Origin of the sequence: Pararhizobium sp. PWRC1-1 (assembly GCF_049897905.1) — a bacterium.
In the GTDB taxonomy this organism is placed as follows: Bacteria; Pseudomonadota; Alphaproteobacteria; order Rhizobiales; family Rhizobiaceae; genus Pararhizobium.
Window position 1 is genome coordinate 413191 of record NZ_JAFCXE010000002.1, and the last position, 15728, is coordinate 428918.

Genomic DNA, 15728 nt, shown 5'->3' on the forward strand with positions numbered 1-15728 from the left:
GATCACAATGCAGAAACGCACACTTGGAAACAGCGGCCTTGAAGTCTCGGCCATCGGTCTCGGCTGCATGGGCTTGAGCTTCGGCTACGGCCCGGCCACCGAAAAGCAGCAGGCCATCACGCTGATCCGCACCGCATTCGAGTGCGGCGTCACCTTCTTCGACAGCGCCGAAGCCTATGGTCCCTACAAGAACGAGGAGCTGCTTGGCGAGGCGCTGGCCCCCTTCCGCGACAAGGTTGTCATCGCCACGAAGTTCGGCTTCGACTTCAATGCTGAAGGCGGGCAGAGCGGCATGAACAGCCGGCCGCAGCATATCCGTGCTGTTGCCGAGGCGGCACTGAAGCGGCTGAACACCGATGTCATCGACCTGTTCTACCAGCATCGCGTCGATCCCGCCGTGCCGATCGAGGACGTCGCCGGAACGGTCAAGGACCTGATTGCCGAAGGCAAGGTCAAGCATTTCGGCCTGTCCGAGGCAGGCGCCCAGACCATCCGCCGCGCCCATGCGGTTCAGCCGGTGGCGGCGTTGCAGAGCGAGTATTCGCTGTGGTGGCGTGAGCCGGAGAGCGACATTCTACCGGTGCTGGAAGAACTGGGCATCGGATTCGTGCCCTTCAGCCCGCTCGGCAAGGGGTTCCTCACCGGTGCGATCAACGCGCAGACCACGTTCGACGATAAAGACTTCCGCAACACCGTGCCGCGCTTCTCCACCGAAGCGCGCAAGGCCAATCAGGTGCTGGTCGACCTGCTGGGCGAGATCGCGACAGCCAAGCAAGTGACCCCGGCGCAAATCGCGCTCGCCTGGCTGCTCGCACAAAAGCCCTGGATCGTGCCGATCCCCGGCACCACCAAGCTGAACCGGCTAGAGGAAAACATCGGCGCTGCCGCTGTCATCCTGTCGGCAGACGATCTCGCTGCCATCGAGAAGGCGGTCTCGACGGTGGCGATTCAAGGTGCTCGCTATTCGGCCGAGCATCAGGCGCGGATCAACCGCTAAAAGGAGACCACAGGCGGCAGTCCGGCAAGGCTGCCGCCGCTACTTCGGGACCGAGAGCGGGCCACCTAGCGGTCGATCAGCACCGCACATTTGCAATGGCTGGCGACGCGGCTGGCGGTCGAGCCGATGAAATAATCGATCAGGCCCGGCCGGTGCGAGGCGATGATCACCAGGTCGCCTTCCGCTTCCTCGGCAAAATTGTTGATGACGCCGGCGGCACCGCCGATGCGGATTTCGACGCGGCCGTTCGTCACCCCATGTTTTTCCATAAGGCCGGTCAGCGTCTTCTTGGCATGGTCACGCGACGCCTCGATCAGTTCCAGCGGGAAATCGACGATCATATAGCCCTGGGCATAGGCGTTCAGATCCTCGACGACGTTGAGAAGGATGATCTCGCCGCCCTCGTCGACCAGCGACTTGGCGCGCTCCACAACCTTCTCGCCGTGCTCCAGATGATCCATGGCGATCGGCACGATAATTCTCGAATACATGACTGTCTCCTCGGGTTCGCCGCAGCGAGCGCAGCGCGTGATGGCCGCTGACGGCCAACCTTTGCGTCGCATTGCGCGGATGGATTCAATATAGGTGTGCTGCGGCAAAAGTCACAACCCGCCATACGGTCGCAGGCGATTGTCAACAGGGTGAGAACAGTACATCCTCAACTCAGCATCTTCCGTGAACGCCGCGCGCGCGTCATATAGTCCAGCAACACGATCAGACGGGACAGGACCAGTGGCCAGCTTCGACAGACGCACGTTCATGAAGTTTTCGGCCACGGCCCTGGTCACCGGAGGCACCGTCCCCACAGCCAAGGCAGGAAGCACGTCCATGACCGTTCAAGCCGAAGACCACGCCGTCCGCATGCCCGCCTATGTCGATCATTCGCATCTTATCGTGCGCGACCTGCCGATGGTGTCTGCCTGGTACCAGACGATCATGGGGCTTTCGCCGATCGAAAAGACCGCGAGCGGCGAAACGCTCGGCGTTGCCGGCCGCCCGCTTCTGACCTTGACGACGCAGGGAAATGCTGCAATCGCGCCGCAGAATGCGCCGGGCCTGTTCCACACCGCTTTCCTCGTGCCCGGCCGTACCGAGCTTGGCCGCTGGCTTGCCCATATCGCCCAGAACAACGTGCCGCTTCAGGGCGCTTCCGACCATCTGGTCTCGGAGGCCATCTATCTCGGCGACCCTGAAGGCAACGGCATCGAGGTCTATCGCGACCGGCCGCGCGAGGAATGGAACTATCTGCAGGACGGCATGGTGAAGATGGCGACGCTGCCGCTCGACCTGCAGGCGCTCTATGATGAAGCCCCGAAGGACAAGTGGAATGGCATGGCCGGCGGCACGGCGATCGGCCATATCCATCTGCAGGTTTCCGATATCCCGCAGGCCAATGCCTTCTTCGGCGATGTGCTCGGGCTTGATCTGATGGCCAGCTATCCCGGCGCCAGCTTCTTTGCCTCGGGCAAGTACCACCACCATGTCGGCGCCAACATGTGGAATTCGCGCGGCGCGCCAAAGCGGCAGGCCAACATGACCGGCCTGTCGGACTACACCGTGCACTTCAACGATCCGGCCAAGCTGCAGAACGCCGTCGCCAAGCTCGACGAACTGGAGATCCCGGTGACGCGCAATGGCGACACCGTCTCGCTGATCGACCCCTGGGGGATCGGCCTGAAACTGGTAGGTTAAAGTGCCTTGCGCGCTGCCAAAAAGGCCGCGCGCATGACCCCTCTATCGAGTTTTCAACAGGCTGCCTGCGGCGCTTTGTACCACTTCGCCGCTTAAAGTTGACTATTTATATCCACTATTCTAATGCCCGGATGTTCCGCTTCAAGCGAACGAAGTCTAGGGGTTAGTATTTTGAAAAATAAGAGAATTCTTGTATATGCACTGGCCGTTACCAGCCTTGCGCCGCAAGCCGTGCGCGCCGCCGAATGGCGCCCGTTTGCCGAAATCGACGGTACATGGCGCAGTGATGATTCGAGCGCCGGCGCCGGCTTCTTCCTGCCCATCCTGCTTGATTCGGGCAGTGCGATCTTCATCGATACACAAGGGTCGTTCATCCAGGGCGGCGTCCAGCGCGGCTCGATCGGCGCAGGCTATCGCGTCCGCCAGGACAATGGCTGGGTTCTCGGTGCCTATGGCTATTACGACTACCTGAACAGCTCGCTCGACAATTCATTCCACCAGCTTTCCCTCGGTGCCGAAGCGCTGGGGCCGGTCTTCGAGACCCGGGCGAACTTCTATCTGCCGCTTGGCAACGGCAAGGAGATCGACGGGGCCGGACGCGGCGAGATCGACGGCGGCAAGCTGATGTTCCGCGAGGGTATGGAACGCACCCGCACCGGCGCCGACATCGAAGCCGGCGTGCGGGTGCCTTTGGGTGCTGCCGACGACAAAATGCAGCTTAAGGTGTTTGCCGGCAGCTACTGGTACGGCGGCAAGAACATCGACGAGATGTTTGGCGCAAAATTGCGGGCCGAACTCTCCTTTGCCGACCTGCCCGGCCTTCCCGGCGGCTCGACGGTGACGATCGGTGCCTCCGGCACCTATGACAATCAGGATCGCCTCAAGGGTGCGGCGATGGCGCGGTTGCGCATTCCGCTCGGCGCCCCCTCCTCCGGCACCGCGGCCGATCCGTTTGATCCGCTGATCCAGCGCGTCGAGCGCAACGGCGTGATCAAGACCCATCAGGGCGCCACAGGCGACCTCGAAGAGGCGGTGCTCGAATTCAACGGCGAAACCGCCGGCAAGGTTGTGAATATTTCCGCGGCGAGCGGCAATGCAGCCGCAATCAACTCGTTGCTGACGGCCGCCGGCGATAACGCCGTCATCCTTGCCGACGGAACGATCGGTCTCGACAGCTCGCTGATGCTCGGCAAGGGCCAGGCTCTGCTCGGCGGCGGCACCGTCATCGGCGTGCGCGGTGCGTCCAGCGGCGGCACAGGCCTGTTCCGCAATCAGGGTGCGGCCACCACGCTGACCGGTTACAACCCGGCACAGGACGTGCTGACCATGGCGTCCAACAGCAGCGTATCGAATCTCATCATCACCGGCGGTCTCGCCGGCATCGGCAGCACCGGCGCGAGCAATCTCTTCATCGACAATGTCGACATTTCCGGCACCAGCCATGACGGCATTCGCCTGAGCAATGTCGATGGCGCATGGATCCAGAACAGCAGCATTCACGATCTCTACATCTGCGAAAACAGCACGAAATGCGAGTTCTCGGTGTTCGACCCGAACCGTGCCCCCTATGCCGCCATCAGCGCGCACGGTACCAGCAACCTTACCATTGCCGACACGCATATCGACAATGTGACCTACGGCCTGTTCTCCGGCAGCGAGATCGACGAAAGCGGCTGGCCACCGGTTATCACCCATGCGGCCAGCAATATCGTACTCGACAATGTCACCATTTCGCGCACACGGCGTGAAGGGCTGCTTTTCGTGGCGGCAAACGACGTGAACTTGAACAATGTGACCATCGACAATTCGGCGCAGGATCGAGACATGGACCTCGTCGTGTTGCAAGGCACATCAGACGTGAACATTACCGACATGACGCTGAAGGGCGGCATCAACGGCCTGATGATGGTGACGTCGAGCAGCATGCCGGACGATTCCAAGACAACGAACGTCAATGTCAACGGCTTGATGATTGATGGAACCCGCAATGCCGGCATCTTCCTAAATCCGGTCTCGGGCATCACCTTCAACAATGTCTCGATCACCAATGCCGGAACCTATGGTGCCTATGTTTATGGCAGCGACTTCGAGTTCCTCGGCGGACCTGTCAGCGACATTGCGTTCAACAATGTCACGGTCGACAAGGCGGGCAAGGCCGGGTTCTACTTCTCCGGCCCATCGCTCGACGTCACCGGCAATGTCACCGTCACCAACACGCCGAGCAATTGCAAGGTCGACACCGGGTGGAGCGGCGGATCGCTGACGCAGGCGCCCGGCAAGGTTCTGACGTTCAATGGCGGTGTTCTCGACCAGACGAACTTTGCCAGCCGCTGCAAATAATCGGCAGGGGTAACGACGGCCCGCACCTCCAAGGAGTGTGCGGGCCGTTTTCATGTCAGGCACCGGGCTTCCCAGTGCCGCCGTTTTCAATCTGCCGCCAATTAGTGCGTCGCACCCGAGCCGCCCACGGCGACAATTGCGTAGGGCATGCCCTCGACCGGAATGGTCGCGGTTTCCTTGAGGGTTTCGCTGTCGATCATCCGCACCAGGCTGTGACGCGGATCGGTGATGGCGATGCGATCACCGGCAACCGCCAGCCGCGGCCGCGGATCGCGCCAATGACCGTCCTTGCTGTAGGGCTCGGTGACGCCGGCAGACCGGACGATCTCGCCGCTGACGACATCCAGCACATGCAGCTTGCCATCTTCCGTCAGGATATAGGCGTTACGCACATTGGCGGGATCGAGGATGAAATCGACACGGCGGGTGGGAAGCTCGACAAGGCGATAAGGTGCTGCAGCGTCGGGATCGATCAGCACCACCTTGTCCTCCCCGTAATTGCCGAGAAAGAACTGCATCGACCGGCCGCCCAGCAGGGTCGAGACCTTGCCCTCTGGCAGATCGCTGCCATAGGCGACCATCTCGAGCTTCGGACCGTCGAGCCCATCCGGCCGGGCAACGAGAACGCCTTCCGCGCAACCGAAGGCCACCAGACGCGCCGATGACGCTTCGCCATGCAGGCCCGTGCATGTGGCGGTATCGCCGATCTGCTTGCCTGCCCGGTCGACGATGCGCAGGCCAAGCCGTGGCGGCAGCTCGTCCGGCTTTACCTCAGCCTGCATGTTCGGCACGGAGACAAGGATATGCTTGCCCATCGGCACCGCCACGCCATGATGCGGCGCGGTCGTATCGATGCTCACCGCCTCCCCCTTGCCGTCGATCAAGGCGCCTTCCTGAAAGAGATCGGTCTTGCCACCCCGGTCGTAGAAAACAGCCACATCGTCACCATGGGTGACCACATGGCCCGGCTTCTTTCCTGTAATGGTACCGGCAAGCAGTTTTGGGTCGGAAACCTCGATGTCGCGATGCTCGCCGTGATCGGAAAGCGCGATACCTGTCGATATGATCTGCACCGCATCCTTGTCTCCCTGCACGGCAAAAACCGTCTTGCCGCTATCGCTGAGCGACAACGCGGCATAGCCGCTAAGATCGAAGCGGCCAAGTTCGTTGCCGCTGGCTGCATCCAGCGCCCGGACGACCGGCTGGGTGTGATCGGCAACAAACAGCCGCCACGTTTCCTTGTGGTCATCGGCGAACACCGGAAGGGGGGACAGCGCCGTCAGCGCCAGCGCGACAGCAGCCTGCATCGGCTTGCCAAGATGGATCGGCATGGGTTCTCCTTGCAATTGTTTTGTAATAACGTTACAATTAATTTGTTATAAAGTTACATCCTCCTTGTCCAGCAGGAAAATGCAGGGCCGGATATTCAAGGGGAACAAAGGGGGGCGGCGGCACCGCGGGCGTTCGCGCTGAACGGGCGTCAACCCGGACGAAGGGCAAGCGCTCCAGGATCTCAGCTTGCCGTTTCCATGACGTCCATGCTGGGGAGATGGCCTGCTGCGGCCTCTGCGGATGGCTCCTGCACGGGAAGCTCGATGATCGGAAACAGTTCCAGGATGACCCGCAGGATGGCGAGCGCCGCCTTGGACCGGCACGCATAAAAGACACTCTGCGACCGGCGGCGCGATGTCAGCAATCCAGCCTTCTTCAAGATGCGCAGGTGCTGGGAGGTGGCGGACTGGCTCAGGCCGAGGATCAGAGCGACCTGGCCGACCGATTGCTCCTCCCGCGACAGCGCGTCCAGCGCAATCAGCCGCATGGCGTTGGACATCGCATCCAGCACCGCGCCGCCATTTTCAATATGGGAGGGCATCGGCAAAGGGGACGCTCTCTTTCGGAGCCGTCCTTTCTCCTGGTTTGCGCGCTTCACCTCAATCCTCTGTGTTCTCATCAGCCTCATGTAGTAAGTGAAAGAAGCACGCTCGCATTCGAGTCAACTACTATTGCTCATCCACAACAACTGGTGTATTCACAGAATAATAAGATTAAAACCGCGTTACTAATGGGCTAGACGACAAAATTTCATCATTTTGTCACAAAATTGACATGATGCTTGCTTCAAATTTAGGCAAATGCACAACAAAGTTGTTTAATTTCAACTCATTGTCCAATGTAATATTTAAAATAAACGCAACAACTCCCAGTAGTAGTCTAATAGTAAATAGAGTGTGGGGCTTGAAATGACGACCAATATCGCTGTCATAATTCCTTTTTATCAGGCGGAAGACGGAATCCTGCGCAGGGCGCTCGAATCTGTAGAGACACAGCAGCTGCCCGCTGGCGTAACCTTGAAGGTGGTCGTCGTCGATGATGCTTCGCCGCATCCTGCAAGCAAGGAGCTTGATGGCTTTGCCTTCAAGGGCGCCCGTTCGCTGACGATTATCACGCAGACCAATTCGGGGCCTGCAGGAGCCCGCAACACCGGCCTCAACAGCCTTACCGGAGAGGAGATCGATTTTGTCTCTTTCCTTGACTCAGACGACATATGGAATCCCTTGCATATCCAACGGGCGCTTTCCGCCCTCCGAAAGAGCGATTTCTTCTTCTGCAATCACGTCAGAAGCAAACATTACGGCGATTACTTCCGCTGTCTGCCCGAGACATGGCAGGCTCTCACCCAGAACCGGGGAACCGGACAGTCGGAAATGGTGAAGGTGTTTGCAGCCGGCGAACTGACGCGGACGATGATCCGCGAGTGCCCGCCGCAAACCTCCACGGTCGTGTATAACTTCCGCAAGAACCCGGATCTTCGCTTCAACGCGTCCCTGAGAAGTGCAGGAGAGGATCACATCTTCTGGATCGAACTATCGATCGACAATGCGACGTCGGTAGATGTCCGGGTGAATGTCAGCTGTGGCGAAGGCCTCAACCTTTATTGGTCGAATGTATCCTGGGAAAGCCCGAAATCGATCAGTATCCAGGGCTGCCTTGCCATCCAGTACAACTACATGCGCAACAACAACCGCATCTATTCCATGGATATCGAAACGATCGCCTTCAGGCAGAGACTGTATGAAGGCGCCTATGTCTACGCGATCCTGCGCGGGGCGGCCAAACGGTTCCTTCCGGACCCCAAGGTCTTCACGAAACTGGTATCGCATTACCCCGCCTTCCTCCTGCGCAGCCCTGCCAATCTTGCCTTCTTCGTGATGAACAGGAAGGTGATGACGGATGTTACTTCGGTAAAAAACGTCCCTAGCGCAGACCTGGCCGCCTAGGCATCTGCGCGTTTTGCCGGCGCCATGCCGTGTCTTTTCGGGCTCCCTTCCCGGAAAGACAAAAGGAACCCTATGGAACTCCAGAGAATTTCGAGTTCGTCATGATATCATCCGCGGTAAGAAACGCTAAGTATTCGTTTATACATCTCGTCAATCTGCAGTACCGGCCAACCGGCGGGTTTACGAAAAGGCTCATTGATATCTTCCTTTCTCTTTCGATCATACTGATCTTCCTTCCCCTTATTCTGATGATCGCTGCACTGGTGAAGCTATCAACGACCGGATCGATTTTTTATAACCACGCAGATATTGGATATGATGGTGTATCCTTGGTGCGCCTGACGTTTCGCGCCGCCTCCGCCTCGGGCGGACAGGATTTTGCCCAGTACCTGACGATGACCGCGCAAACCGGATCGACGCCCCGGCATCAACAGGACATCTCGCTTCCGCCGTTCGGCGCCGTTCTCCAGCAACTGGGCCTCGACCGGCTGCCCCAGCTTTTCAACGTGCTGCGCGGCGACATGAGCATCGTCGGCCCCTCGCCGCTGACGATGAGCGAGATCGAGCGCTACGGATCCAATACATCCTATTACATCAAGACACGTCCGGGCCTGATCGGCTACCGGCTGGATGGCGGCACCGACGCCCACTATTTCCGCCGCCTGCAACTCGACAGGAAGTATGCGGAAAACTGGACGCTCGCGGCAGATGTCAGGGAAATCTGGCAATTCTTCACCGCTGTTCGGCATTAACGGCCGCTCACAAACGAGCAGCCCGGCATCGGCCTTGGCGCACAATCCGCTTGCGAGATTACGCGCCGGCGCCAGCCCATTCACATCGGAACGCCAGGATGGGCCTTGAAAACCCTTTCAGCCGGCGGCGCTTTGCTTGGGTAAAGAGGTCGGCCGCGCCGTACTCCCGAAAAATGTTCTCAGACACCAGGATCTGATCGCTGGAGGCCGCATCGCACAGGCGGGCAGCCAGCTGCACGGTGGAACCGAACAGATCGTTGCTATCCTCGACAGGTTCGCCGCAATCCAGGCCGATGCGGATATGAAGGGGCTCGGCATTGCCGCGATTGTAGCGCTCAAACCCCTGCTGGATCGCCCTGGCGCAATCGACGGCTGCGGCTATGGAGGCAAAGGTCGCCATGACGCCGTCGCCTGTGTGCTTCACCTCGCGGCCGGAGAATTGGCCGAGACACCTGCGTACCACCGCGTCGTGCGCCCTTACCAGTTCGGTCGCCATCCGATCGCCAAGGCGCGCCGTCATCGCGGTTGAGCCGACAATATCGGTGAACAGGATAGCCCTGTGGCCGGAATCCATTTCGGCCGAGGATTGTCCCGGCGCCGGCTCGGGGTCGTATATCCGGCCAAGAAACGCCTCGACCGCCGACAGGGCAACTTCGACGACCTCGCCGGAAACGAAGCCGTGCGCCTCGCGGTGAACGCATTGGGCTGTTTCAGCGTCGGGCGCGTCCATGAGGCAAAATACGGTTCCGCGCCGCTGGTCGAACCAGTAGGTCAGGAACTTGACGCCGTACTGATCCTGAATCGCAATATCCTTGCGATGTGCCTCGGCAGCGTCTGCGGCCGTGATTCCCGTAAGCTCATGCCGGTCGATGAAGATAGGCATCGGAACGCTCCTTCCCCGGGGTCCTGCACCTGCTGGAAGGTTTCATTCTACGTCCTGGAGGCAGCTCCGTCCACCTTTAGTACCTCCTAAAATGCAAAGGGAGGACATCGCTGCCCTCCCCTTCATTATGATACCTATGTAAAACCCGAACTCAGGCCGCGTAACGGGTGCGCTGCTGCATCGGCTGCGAACGGCTGGTTTCTTCCAGCTTGAAGCGGGCAAGCAGGGTCTGCAGCTGGCGGCTTTCCTCGGCCAGCGTCTCGCTGGCAGCCGTGGTCTCCTCGACCATGGCGGCGTTCTTCTGGGTCATCTGGTCCATGTGGTTAACCGAGGTGTTGATTTCGGCCAATGCCGTCGACTGTTCACGCGCTGCGGTGGCGATGCTCTCGACGTGGTCGTTGACGCGCAGCACCAGCTTTTCGATTTCCACAAGCGCATCGCCCGTTGCCCGCACCAGCGAGACACCGCCTTCGACCTCGCAGGCCGAAGCGCTGATTAGCGTCTTGATCTCCTTGGCGGCATTGGCCGAGCGCTGGGCCAGTTCACGCACTTCCTGGGCAACGACGGCAAAACCGCGTCCCGCGTCCCCTGCCCGCGCCGCTTCGACGCCGGCATTCAGCGCCAAAAGATTGGTCTGGAAGGCGATCTCGTCGATGACGCCGATGATCTGGCTGATCCGGCTCGATGAGCCTTCGATCCGGCTCATGGCGGTGACGGCATTGCGGACGATCTCGCCGGATTTTCCGGCACTTTCCTTGGTCTCGCGCACCATATCGCGGGCCTCAACGGCACGTGCTGAAGAGGTGCGCACGGTCGCCGTGATCTCATCAAGGGCTGCGGCGGTTTCCTCAAGCGCTGCCGCCTGCTGCTCGGTGCGTTTTGACAGGTCGTTGGCAGCGGAGCTCAGTTCGGCCGAGCTGTCCTTGATGGTGCCGGCGGCACCGCGCACATTGTTCATGGTCGAGCGCAGCGTCACCATCGTCGCGTTGACGTTCTGCTGCAGTTCGGCGAACGCGCCCTGGAAATGACCTTCCATGCTTTCCGACAGATCGGCATCGGCAAGCGCGGCAATGACGCGGCGGACTTCAGTCACCGCAAGATCGATGCTGCCGACCAGTTCGTTAACGCTGCCGGCAAAACGGTTGAGGTCGTCGTTCTGGTAGTCCTTGCCGATACGGCCGGTGAAATCGCCGGCGACCGCAGCGGCAACGACGGCGCTGATGCTCGACTGCAAATCGCTGCTCAGCGCATGAAGGGCTGCTTCCTGCGCCTTCATGTCGCGCATCGCCAATGCGTTGCGGCGGAAGACCTCGACGGCGCGGGCCATTTCGCCGATCTCGTCCTTGCGGGTGGCGTCGGTGCCGGTGCTGTCGAGATTGCCTTCGGCAAGACGGCTCATCGCGGCAGTGAGATCACGAACCGGCGTGGAAATGCCACGACGGGCAACCAGGAGACTGACGACTGCACCGATGACGATACAGCCGGCAGCGGCAAAGACGGCGATGGCGAGCGCCACCGAGGAGGACTGCAAGGCATCGGCGCGGGCTGTCGCAAGCGCCTCGCCCGAATAGGTGCTGTAGACCTTGACGGTGCTGGTGACGATCTTTTGCGCGTCGAGCGCCTTGTCGAGACCGGCCTTGATGGCGGCCGCATCCTGCGGGCTGGCCTCGGCAATGGCGACCATGGCGCGGATTTCGCCGAAATAGGTTTCAAGCGTCGTGCGGATGGCCTTCAGCTGCTTGAGTTCCGTTTCGTCGGCAGCGGCCTCGATCTTCGGCAGACGCCCGAGCATTTCCGTGGAGCGCTTCTCGGTCTCGGCGCGGAAGTCCACCGCCTTCTCCGGCTGCGCGGCCAGCTGATAGGTCATGCGGCTGATGGCGATGATATCGACGCGCAGGTCCATGGCTTCGCGGGCGACTTCTTCCCGGGCGCCGACCGAGACGATGGCCGTTTCCAATGCCGAAATACCGCGCGCGCCGACGGATGCGATGACCAGGCAAGACAACCCCATGACGAAAACGACAAGGCTGATCTTCTGGAGAATGGAAAGATTGCGAAAATTCATGTCGGAACTCCGGCTGGGCAAATGACCGCGCGCTGAACGAAAAATGGGAAAGCGAGGCATGATGCCTCTGGCAGAGCGCAGCAAGGACAAGGACATCGCGCCGAGGCGCAAGGACATCGCGCCGGAGCGCAATCTGAGGTAATTGCGCTAACACCAAGTTAAGATTGCGCTAACACTAAAGTTCAAGCTGGCAATCAAGACCTCGAGGCGGCTCATCAAATACAAAAAAACGTATCGAAATGGCTCTCCGCCACTTCAAGTTGCCGATTGCGCAGATGATCAGAAGACTTTCAGCTTGAACCTTGCCCCCCCGGTCTCTATCTCGGGAGTAGACCCCTCGCATTCCCCGGAGACTTCCTTGTCCATCTTCAAGAACCTGCCGCCCGCTCCCGCCGCTCCGAAAAAGCCGGTCACGGATACCCGCCATGGCATCACACGGACGGACGACTATGCCTGGCTGCGCGCCGACAATTGGCAGGCGATGTTCAAGGATCCGACGATCCTGGACCCGGAAATCCGTAAGCACCTGGAGGCCGAGAACGCCTATATGAAGGCGGCTATGGCCGATACCGAAACGCTGCAGAAGACGCTGTTTGCCGAAATGAAGGGCCGTATCAAGGAGGACGACTCATCCGTTCCGGTCAAGGACGGTCCGTTTGCCTACGGCACATTCTACGTCACCGGTGGCGAGCAACCCTCCTTCTTCCGCACCCCGCGCGATGGCGGCGAACGCTCCGTGCTCCTAGACGGCGACAAGGAAGCCGAAGGCAAGGCCTATTTCCGGCTGGGCGGCGTCGATCATTCGACCGATCATAGCCGGGGTCTCTGGAGCTATGACGACAAGGGCTCGGAATATTACACGCTGCGCGTTCGCGATCTCGCGACCGGCGAGGACCTTGCCGATGTCATCGAGAGCACCGGCGGCGGCGGCGCCTGGGCGCCGGATGGCAAGAGCTTCTTCTACACCGTGCTCGACGACAACCATCGTCCCTCGAAGATCTTCCACCATATCATCGGCACGCCGCAGAGCGATGACCGGCTGGTGTACGAGGAAGAGGACCCGGGCTTCTTCATGGGCGTCGGCGGCTCGATGCTCGACGACTTCATCTACATCGACATCCACGACCACGAGACCAGCGAATACTGGCTGCTGCCGACGTCGGACCTCACCGGTAAACCGCAGCTGGTGGCTGCGCGCGAAACCGGGCTCGAATATTCGCTGTCGGAGGGCGGCGATGTCTTCTACATCCTGACCAACGCCGATGGCGCCAAGGATTTCAAGATCATGCAGGCGCCGGTTGATAATCCGAATCGAGAGAATTGGACCGACGTGGTGCCGCACACTGCCGGGCGGCTGATCATCTCGCACGGCGCCTATGCCCGCCACCTCGTCTGGCTGGAGCGCGAGGCCGGCCTGCCGCAGATCAAGATCCGCGACCGGCGCACCGGCGAGGACCATTCGATCGCCTTTGCCGAAGAGGCATTCTCGCTCGGCCTTCAGGGCGCTGCCGAATACGACACCGACGTCATCCGCTTCTCCTATTCCTCGATGACGACGCCGAGCCAGCTCTACGACTACAACATGGTGACGCGCGAGCGCATGCTGTTGAAGACGCAGGAAGTGCCGTCCGGCCACAATCCCGATGACTACGTCACCCGTCGCGTCATGGCACCGGCCTGGGATGGCGCCGAGGTGCCGGTCACCCTGCTCTACCGCAAGGATACCCCGCTCGATGGTTCCGCTCCCTGCCTGCTCTATGGTTACGGCGCCTATGGCATCGCCATTCCGGCCTCGTTCAACACCAATTGCCTGTCGCTTGCCGACCGCGGTTTCGTCTATGCTATCGCCCATATCCGCGGCGGTAAGGACAAGGGTTTTGCGTGGTACGAAGACGGCAAGATGGAGAAGAAGACCAATACCTTCAAGGACTTCATTGCGGCGGCTGACTATCTGAATCAACAGAAGTTCACGTCCTACGCCAACATTATCGCCGAGGGCGGATCGGCTGGTGGCATGCTGATGGGGGCGATTGCCAACATGGCGCCTGAAAAATTCAAGGGCGTGATTGCCGCTGTCCCCTTCGTCGATGTGCTCAACACCATGCTCGACGACACGCTGCCGCTGACGCCACCGGAGTGGCCGGAATGGGGCAACCCGATTGACTCTAAGGAAGCCTATGAACGCATGGCAGCCTATTCCCCATACGACAACGTCTCGGAAAAGCCCTACCCGGCAATCCTGGCGCTCGGCGGCCTGACCGACCCGCGCGTCACCTATTGGGAACCGGCCAAATGGGTCGCCAAGCTGCGCGAAAAGACCACCGGCTCCGAGCCGATCCTGATGAAGACCAACATGGACGCCGGCCATGGCGGCGCATCCGGCCGCTTCCAGCGCCTGGAGGAAATCGCCTTCGAATATGCGTTTGCGATCAAGGTGGCAGGGAAGATCTCGTAGTCCGTATCAAGGCCTCATAGTCCCGGCTTCCCGACAGAATGTTCGTGATGCGGATGGTCTCTTTTTCGACGACGTAGAGGATGACGATACGACGCTCGAAGACAGCCATCCGCAGTCCCGGCCAAATGTCGGGACGCTCCACATGGGCAAGGGGCGCGATACCAATCTCTTCGCATTTCCGCTGAATGCGTCGCAGGTAGTTCAGCGCGGTGTCACTACTGCCGCTTTTCCCCAAGACATATGAAAAGATCGCGCGCAAATCCGCCTGGGCGGCCTTTCTGAAAACCACCTTGTGCGGCTTCATCAATGGCGATTTTCTTCAGCCAGTTTCTCCAGCCAATCATCCATCTCGTCCATGCTGATATCAGCAGAGCCATCGCCCAGTGACCCGGCAACTCTCGACCGGATCGATGTCAGCCTGAGCTCATCGTCGCTTTCACGTTGAAGCAACAATTCCACGGCCTCCTGCAGCACGTCACTGGGGGAAGAATAGTTGCCAGCCTTCACGCGGCTCTCGATGGCGTCCACCATCTCGGACGGCAGCGATATTTTCAAAATCTCGTTCATGGCCGATCTCCAACCTCGACAGCTAAAGTAAGGCGAGCGGGGCATGTTGGCAATTCGCCAGCAACAACTTCGCGAACGTTGCAACAGCCGGCGAGCAGGGTTGCAAGCCCCACGCATGTCTCACGGGCTAATTCTCCCTGCAACCTCGCAGGGAGAATCGCGATGAAGATCGGTGACAGCATCAGCAACTATTATCGCCCGCAAAACGGCAACCAGGCCGCCGGTGCAGCCTCTTCCGGCCTCGCACTCAACATCGACGGCGGCGGTGGCCAGCGCACGCAGGGGCCGACCGTGTCGATCAGCTCTTCTGCCCCCTCCTCCTCGCTGTCTTCCGCGCTGTGGCTATCGATGGCCGACAAGCTGGAGGGCGATACCGGCTCGATGACCGAAGCGCCGAAGGACAGTCCGGCCGACGAACTGATGAAATGGTCGAAGATGTCGGTTGCCGAAAAGATCCGGGCGCAGATCCTCGCCTCCAAGGACATGACGGAAGACGATCTCGCAGCCATGGAGGCCGACGCCCGCGCGGCCATCGAGGCGGAAATCAAGGAAGCGATCAAGCGCCAGCTGGAAATCCCGCAGGATGGCGGCACGGCGCAGGCCGAGGCGGCGTCCAACGCAACGGTCTGAGAGCCCAAAAAGCGCGTCTCGGCGGGCCATGCTTGATTGGCATAGTCGCCTCTTTCCCCGTAATCTGCA

14 protein-coding genes are annotated in these 15728 nt (G+C 60.2%); 7 read left to right on the plus strand and 7 right to left on the minus strand.

Going from position 1 to position 15728, the window contains the following annotated elements; translation table 11 throughout:
• Positions 1-7 precede the first annotated feature (7 nt).
• Positions 8-997 (plus strand): aldo/keto reductase, encoded by a 990-nt coding sequence (locus tag ACP7E0_RS05685; RefSeq protein WP_426123517.1) that lies wholly within the window; start codon positions 8-10, stop codon positions 995-997.
• Positions 998-1062: 65 nt separating this feature from the next.
• On the opposite strand, the gene ACP7E0_RS05690 is transcribed toward ACP7E0_RS05685, so the two are convergent.
• Complete coding sequence (locus ACP7E0_RS05690) at positions 1063-1488, minus strand: universal stress protein (protein ID WP_426123518.1); 426 nt, start codon at positions 1486-1488, stop codon at positions 1063-1065.
• Positions 1489-1825: 337 nt separating this feature from the next.
• Between ACP7E0_RS05690 and ACP7E0_RS05695 the strand changes: the two genes are divergently transcribed.
• Together ACP7E0_RS05695 and ACP7E0_RS05700 are read left to right on the plus strand one after the other, a co-directional pair.
• Positions 1826-2689 (plus strand): VOC family protein, encoded by an 864-nt coding sequence (locus tag ACP7E0_RS05695; RefSeq protein WP_426123519.1) that lies wholly within the window; start codon positions 1826-1828, stop codon positions 2687-2689.
• A gap of 171 nt (positions 2690-2860) precedes the next feature.
• On the plus strand, positions 2861-5029 hold the full coding sequence (locus ACP7E0_RS05700; RefSeq protein ID WP_426123520.1) for a right-handed parallel beta-helix repeat-containing protein: 2169 nt from the start codon (positions 2861-2863) through the stop codon (positions 5027-5029).
• Positions 5030-5130: 101 nt separating this feature from the next.
• On the opposite strand, the gene aztD is transcribed toward ACP7E0_RS05700, so the two are convergent.
• Both aztD and ACP7E0_RS05710 read right to left on the minus strand, forming a co-directional pair.
• A complete protein-coding gene (gene aztD, locus ACP7E0_RS05705; protein ID WP_426123521.1) occupies positions 5131-6360 on the minus strand; it encodes a zinc metallochaperone AztD in 1230 nt (409 codons plus the stop codon).
• A gap of 182 nt (positions 6361-6542) precedes the next feature.
• The gene (locus ACP7E0_RS05710; RefSeq protein WP_426123523.1) at positions 6543-6902 is read right to left on the minus strand and encodes an ArsR/SmtB family transcription factor; all 360 of its coding nucleotides are present in this window, start codon (positions 6900-6902) and stop codon (positions 6543-6545) included.
• A 367-nt stretch (positions 6903-7269) separates the two neighbouring features.
• On the opposite strand from ACP7E0_RS05710, the gene ACP7E0_RS05715 reads away from it, so the two are divergent.
• Both ACP7E0_RS05715 and ACP7E0_RS05720 read left to right on the plus strand, forming a co-directional pair.
• Complete coding sequence (locus ACP7E0_RS05715; protein WP_426123524.1) at positions 7270-8307, plus strand: glycosyltransferase family A protein; 1038 nt, start codon at positions 7270-7272, stop codon at positions 8305-8307.
• 101 nt (positions 8308-8408) lie between these two features.
• Positions 8409-9059: a sugar transferase gene (locus tag ACP7E0_RS05720; protein ID WP_426123525.1), complete on the plus strand. Its 651-nt coding sequence runs from the start codon at positions 8409-8411 to the stop codon at positions 9057-9059.
• 58 nt (positions 9060-9117) lie between these two features.
• On the opposite strand, the gene ACP7E0_RS05725 is transcribed toward ACP7E0_RS05720, so the two are convergent.
• Both ACP7E0_RS05725 and ACP7E0_RS05730 read right to left on the minus strand, forming a co-directional pair.
• A complete protein-coding gene (locus tag ACP7E0_RS05725; RefSeq protein WP_426123527.1) occupies positions 9118-9942 on the minus strand; it encodes a nickel-binding protein in 825 nt (274 codons plus the stop codon).
• 151 nt (positions 9943-10093) lie between these two features.
• Complete coding sequence (locus ACP7E0_RS05730) at positions 10094-12007, minus strand: methyl-accepting chemotaxis protein (RefSeq protein ID WP_426123528.1); 1914 nt, start codon at positions 12005-12007, stop codon at positions 10094-10096.
• Positions 12008-12365: 358 nt separating this feature from the next.
• Here ACP7E0_RS05730 and ACP7E0_RS05735 point away from each other — a divergent pair, with 358 nt between their 5' ends.
• Positions 12366-14462, plus strand: a complete 2097-nt coding sequence (locus ACP7E0_RS05735) for a S9 family peptidase (RefSeq protein WP_426123529.1) — start codon at positions 12366-12368, stop codon at positions 14460-14462.
• On the opposite strand, the gene ACP7E0_RS05740 is transcribed toward ACP7E0_RS05735, so the two are convergent.
• Complete coding sequence (locus ACP7E0_RS05740) at positions 14437-14766, minus strand: type II toxin-antitoxin system RelE/ParE family toxin (RefSeq protein WP_426123531.1); 330 nt, start codon at positions 14764-14766, stop codon at positions 14437-14439. The genes ACP7E0_RS05735 and ACP7E0_RS05740 overlap by 26 nt on opposite strands.
• Entirely contained in the window at positions 14766-15029 is a 264-nt protein-coding gene (locus tag ACP7E0_RS05745; RefSeq protein WP_426123532.1) for a ribbon-helix-helix domain-containing protein, read from the minus strand. The genes ACP7E0_RS05740 and ACP7E0_RS05745 overlap by 1 nt, the downstream gene beginning before the upstream one ends.
• Positions 15030-15191: 162 nt before the next feature.
• Between ACP7E0_RS05745 and ACP7E0_RS05750 the strand changes: the two genes are divergently transcribed.
• The gene (locus ACP7E0_RS05750) at positions 15192-15659 is read left to right on the plus strand and encodes a hypothetical protein (RefSeq protein ID WP_426123533.1); all 468 of its coding nucleotides are present in this window, start codon (positions 15192-15194) and stop codon (positions 15657-15659) included.
• Positions 15660-15728 lie beyond the last annotated feature (69 nt).

What these genes read in the sequence shown, in the direction of transcription:
- ACP7E0_RS05685 (WP_426123517.1), top strand. Translation starts at nt 8, where the DNA reads ATGCAGAAACGCACACTTGGAAACAGCGGCCTTGAAGTCTCGGCCATC.
- ACP7E0_RS05690 (WP_426123518.1), bottom strand. Translation starts at nt 1,488, where the DNA reads ATGTATTCGAGAATTATCGTGCCGATCGCCATGGATCATCTGGAGCAC.
- ACP7E0_RS05695 (WP_426123519.1), top strand. Translation starts at nt 1,826, where the DNA reads ATGACCGTTCAAGCCGAAGACCACGCCGTCCGCATGCCCGCCTATGTC.
- aztD (WP_426123521.1), bottom strand. Translation starts at nt 6,360, where the DNA reads ATGCCGATCCATCTTGGCAAGCCGATGCAGGCTGCTGTCGCGCTGGCG.
- ACP7E0_RS05710 (WP_426123523.1), bottom strand. Translation starts at nt 6,902, where the DNA reads ATGCCCTCCCATATTGAAAATGGCGGCGCGGTGCTGGATGCGATGTCC.
- ACP7E0_RS05715 (WP_426123524.1), top strand. Translation starts at nt 7,270, where the DNA reads ATGACGACCAATATCGCTGTCATAATTCCTTTTTATCAGGCGGAAGAC.
- ACP7E0_RS05720 (WP_426123525.1), top strand. Translation starts at nt 8,409, where the DNA reads ATGATATCATCCGCGGTAAGAAACGCTAAGTATTCGTTTATACATCTC.
- ACP7E0_RS05725 (WP_426123527.1), bottom strand. Translation starts at nt 9,942, where the DNA reads ATGCCTATCTTCATCGACCGGCATGAGCTTACGGGAATCACGGCCGCA.
- ACP7E0_RS05730 (WP_426123528.1), bottom strand. Translation starts at nt 12,007, where the DNA reads ATGAATTTTCGCAATCTTTCCATTCTCCAGAAGATCAGCCTTGTCGTT.
- ACP7E0_RS05740 (WP_426123531.1), bottom strand. Translation starts at nt 14,766, where the DNA reads ATGAAGCCGCACAAGGTGGTTTTCAGAAAGGCCGCCCAGGCGGATTTG.
- ACP7E0_RS05745 (WP_426123532.1), bottom strand. Translation starts at nt 15,029, where the DNA reads ATGAACGAGATTTTGAAAATATCGCTGCCGTCCGAGATGGTGGACGCC.
- ACP7E0_RS05750 (WP_426123533.1), top strand. Translation starts at nt 15,192, where the DNA reads ATGAAGATCGGTGACAGCATCAGCAACTATTATCGCCCGCAAAACGGC.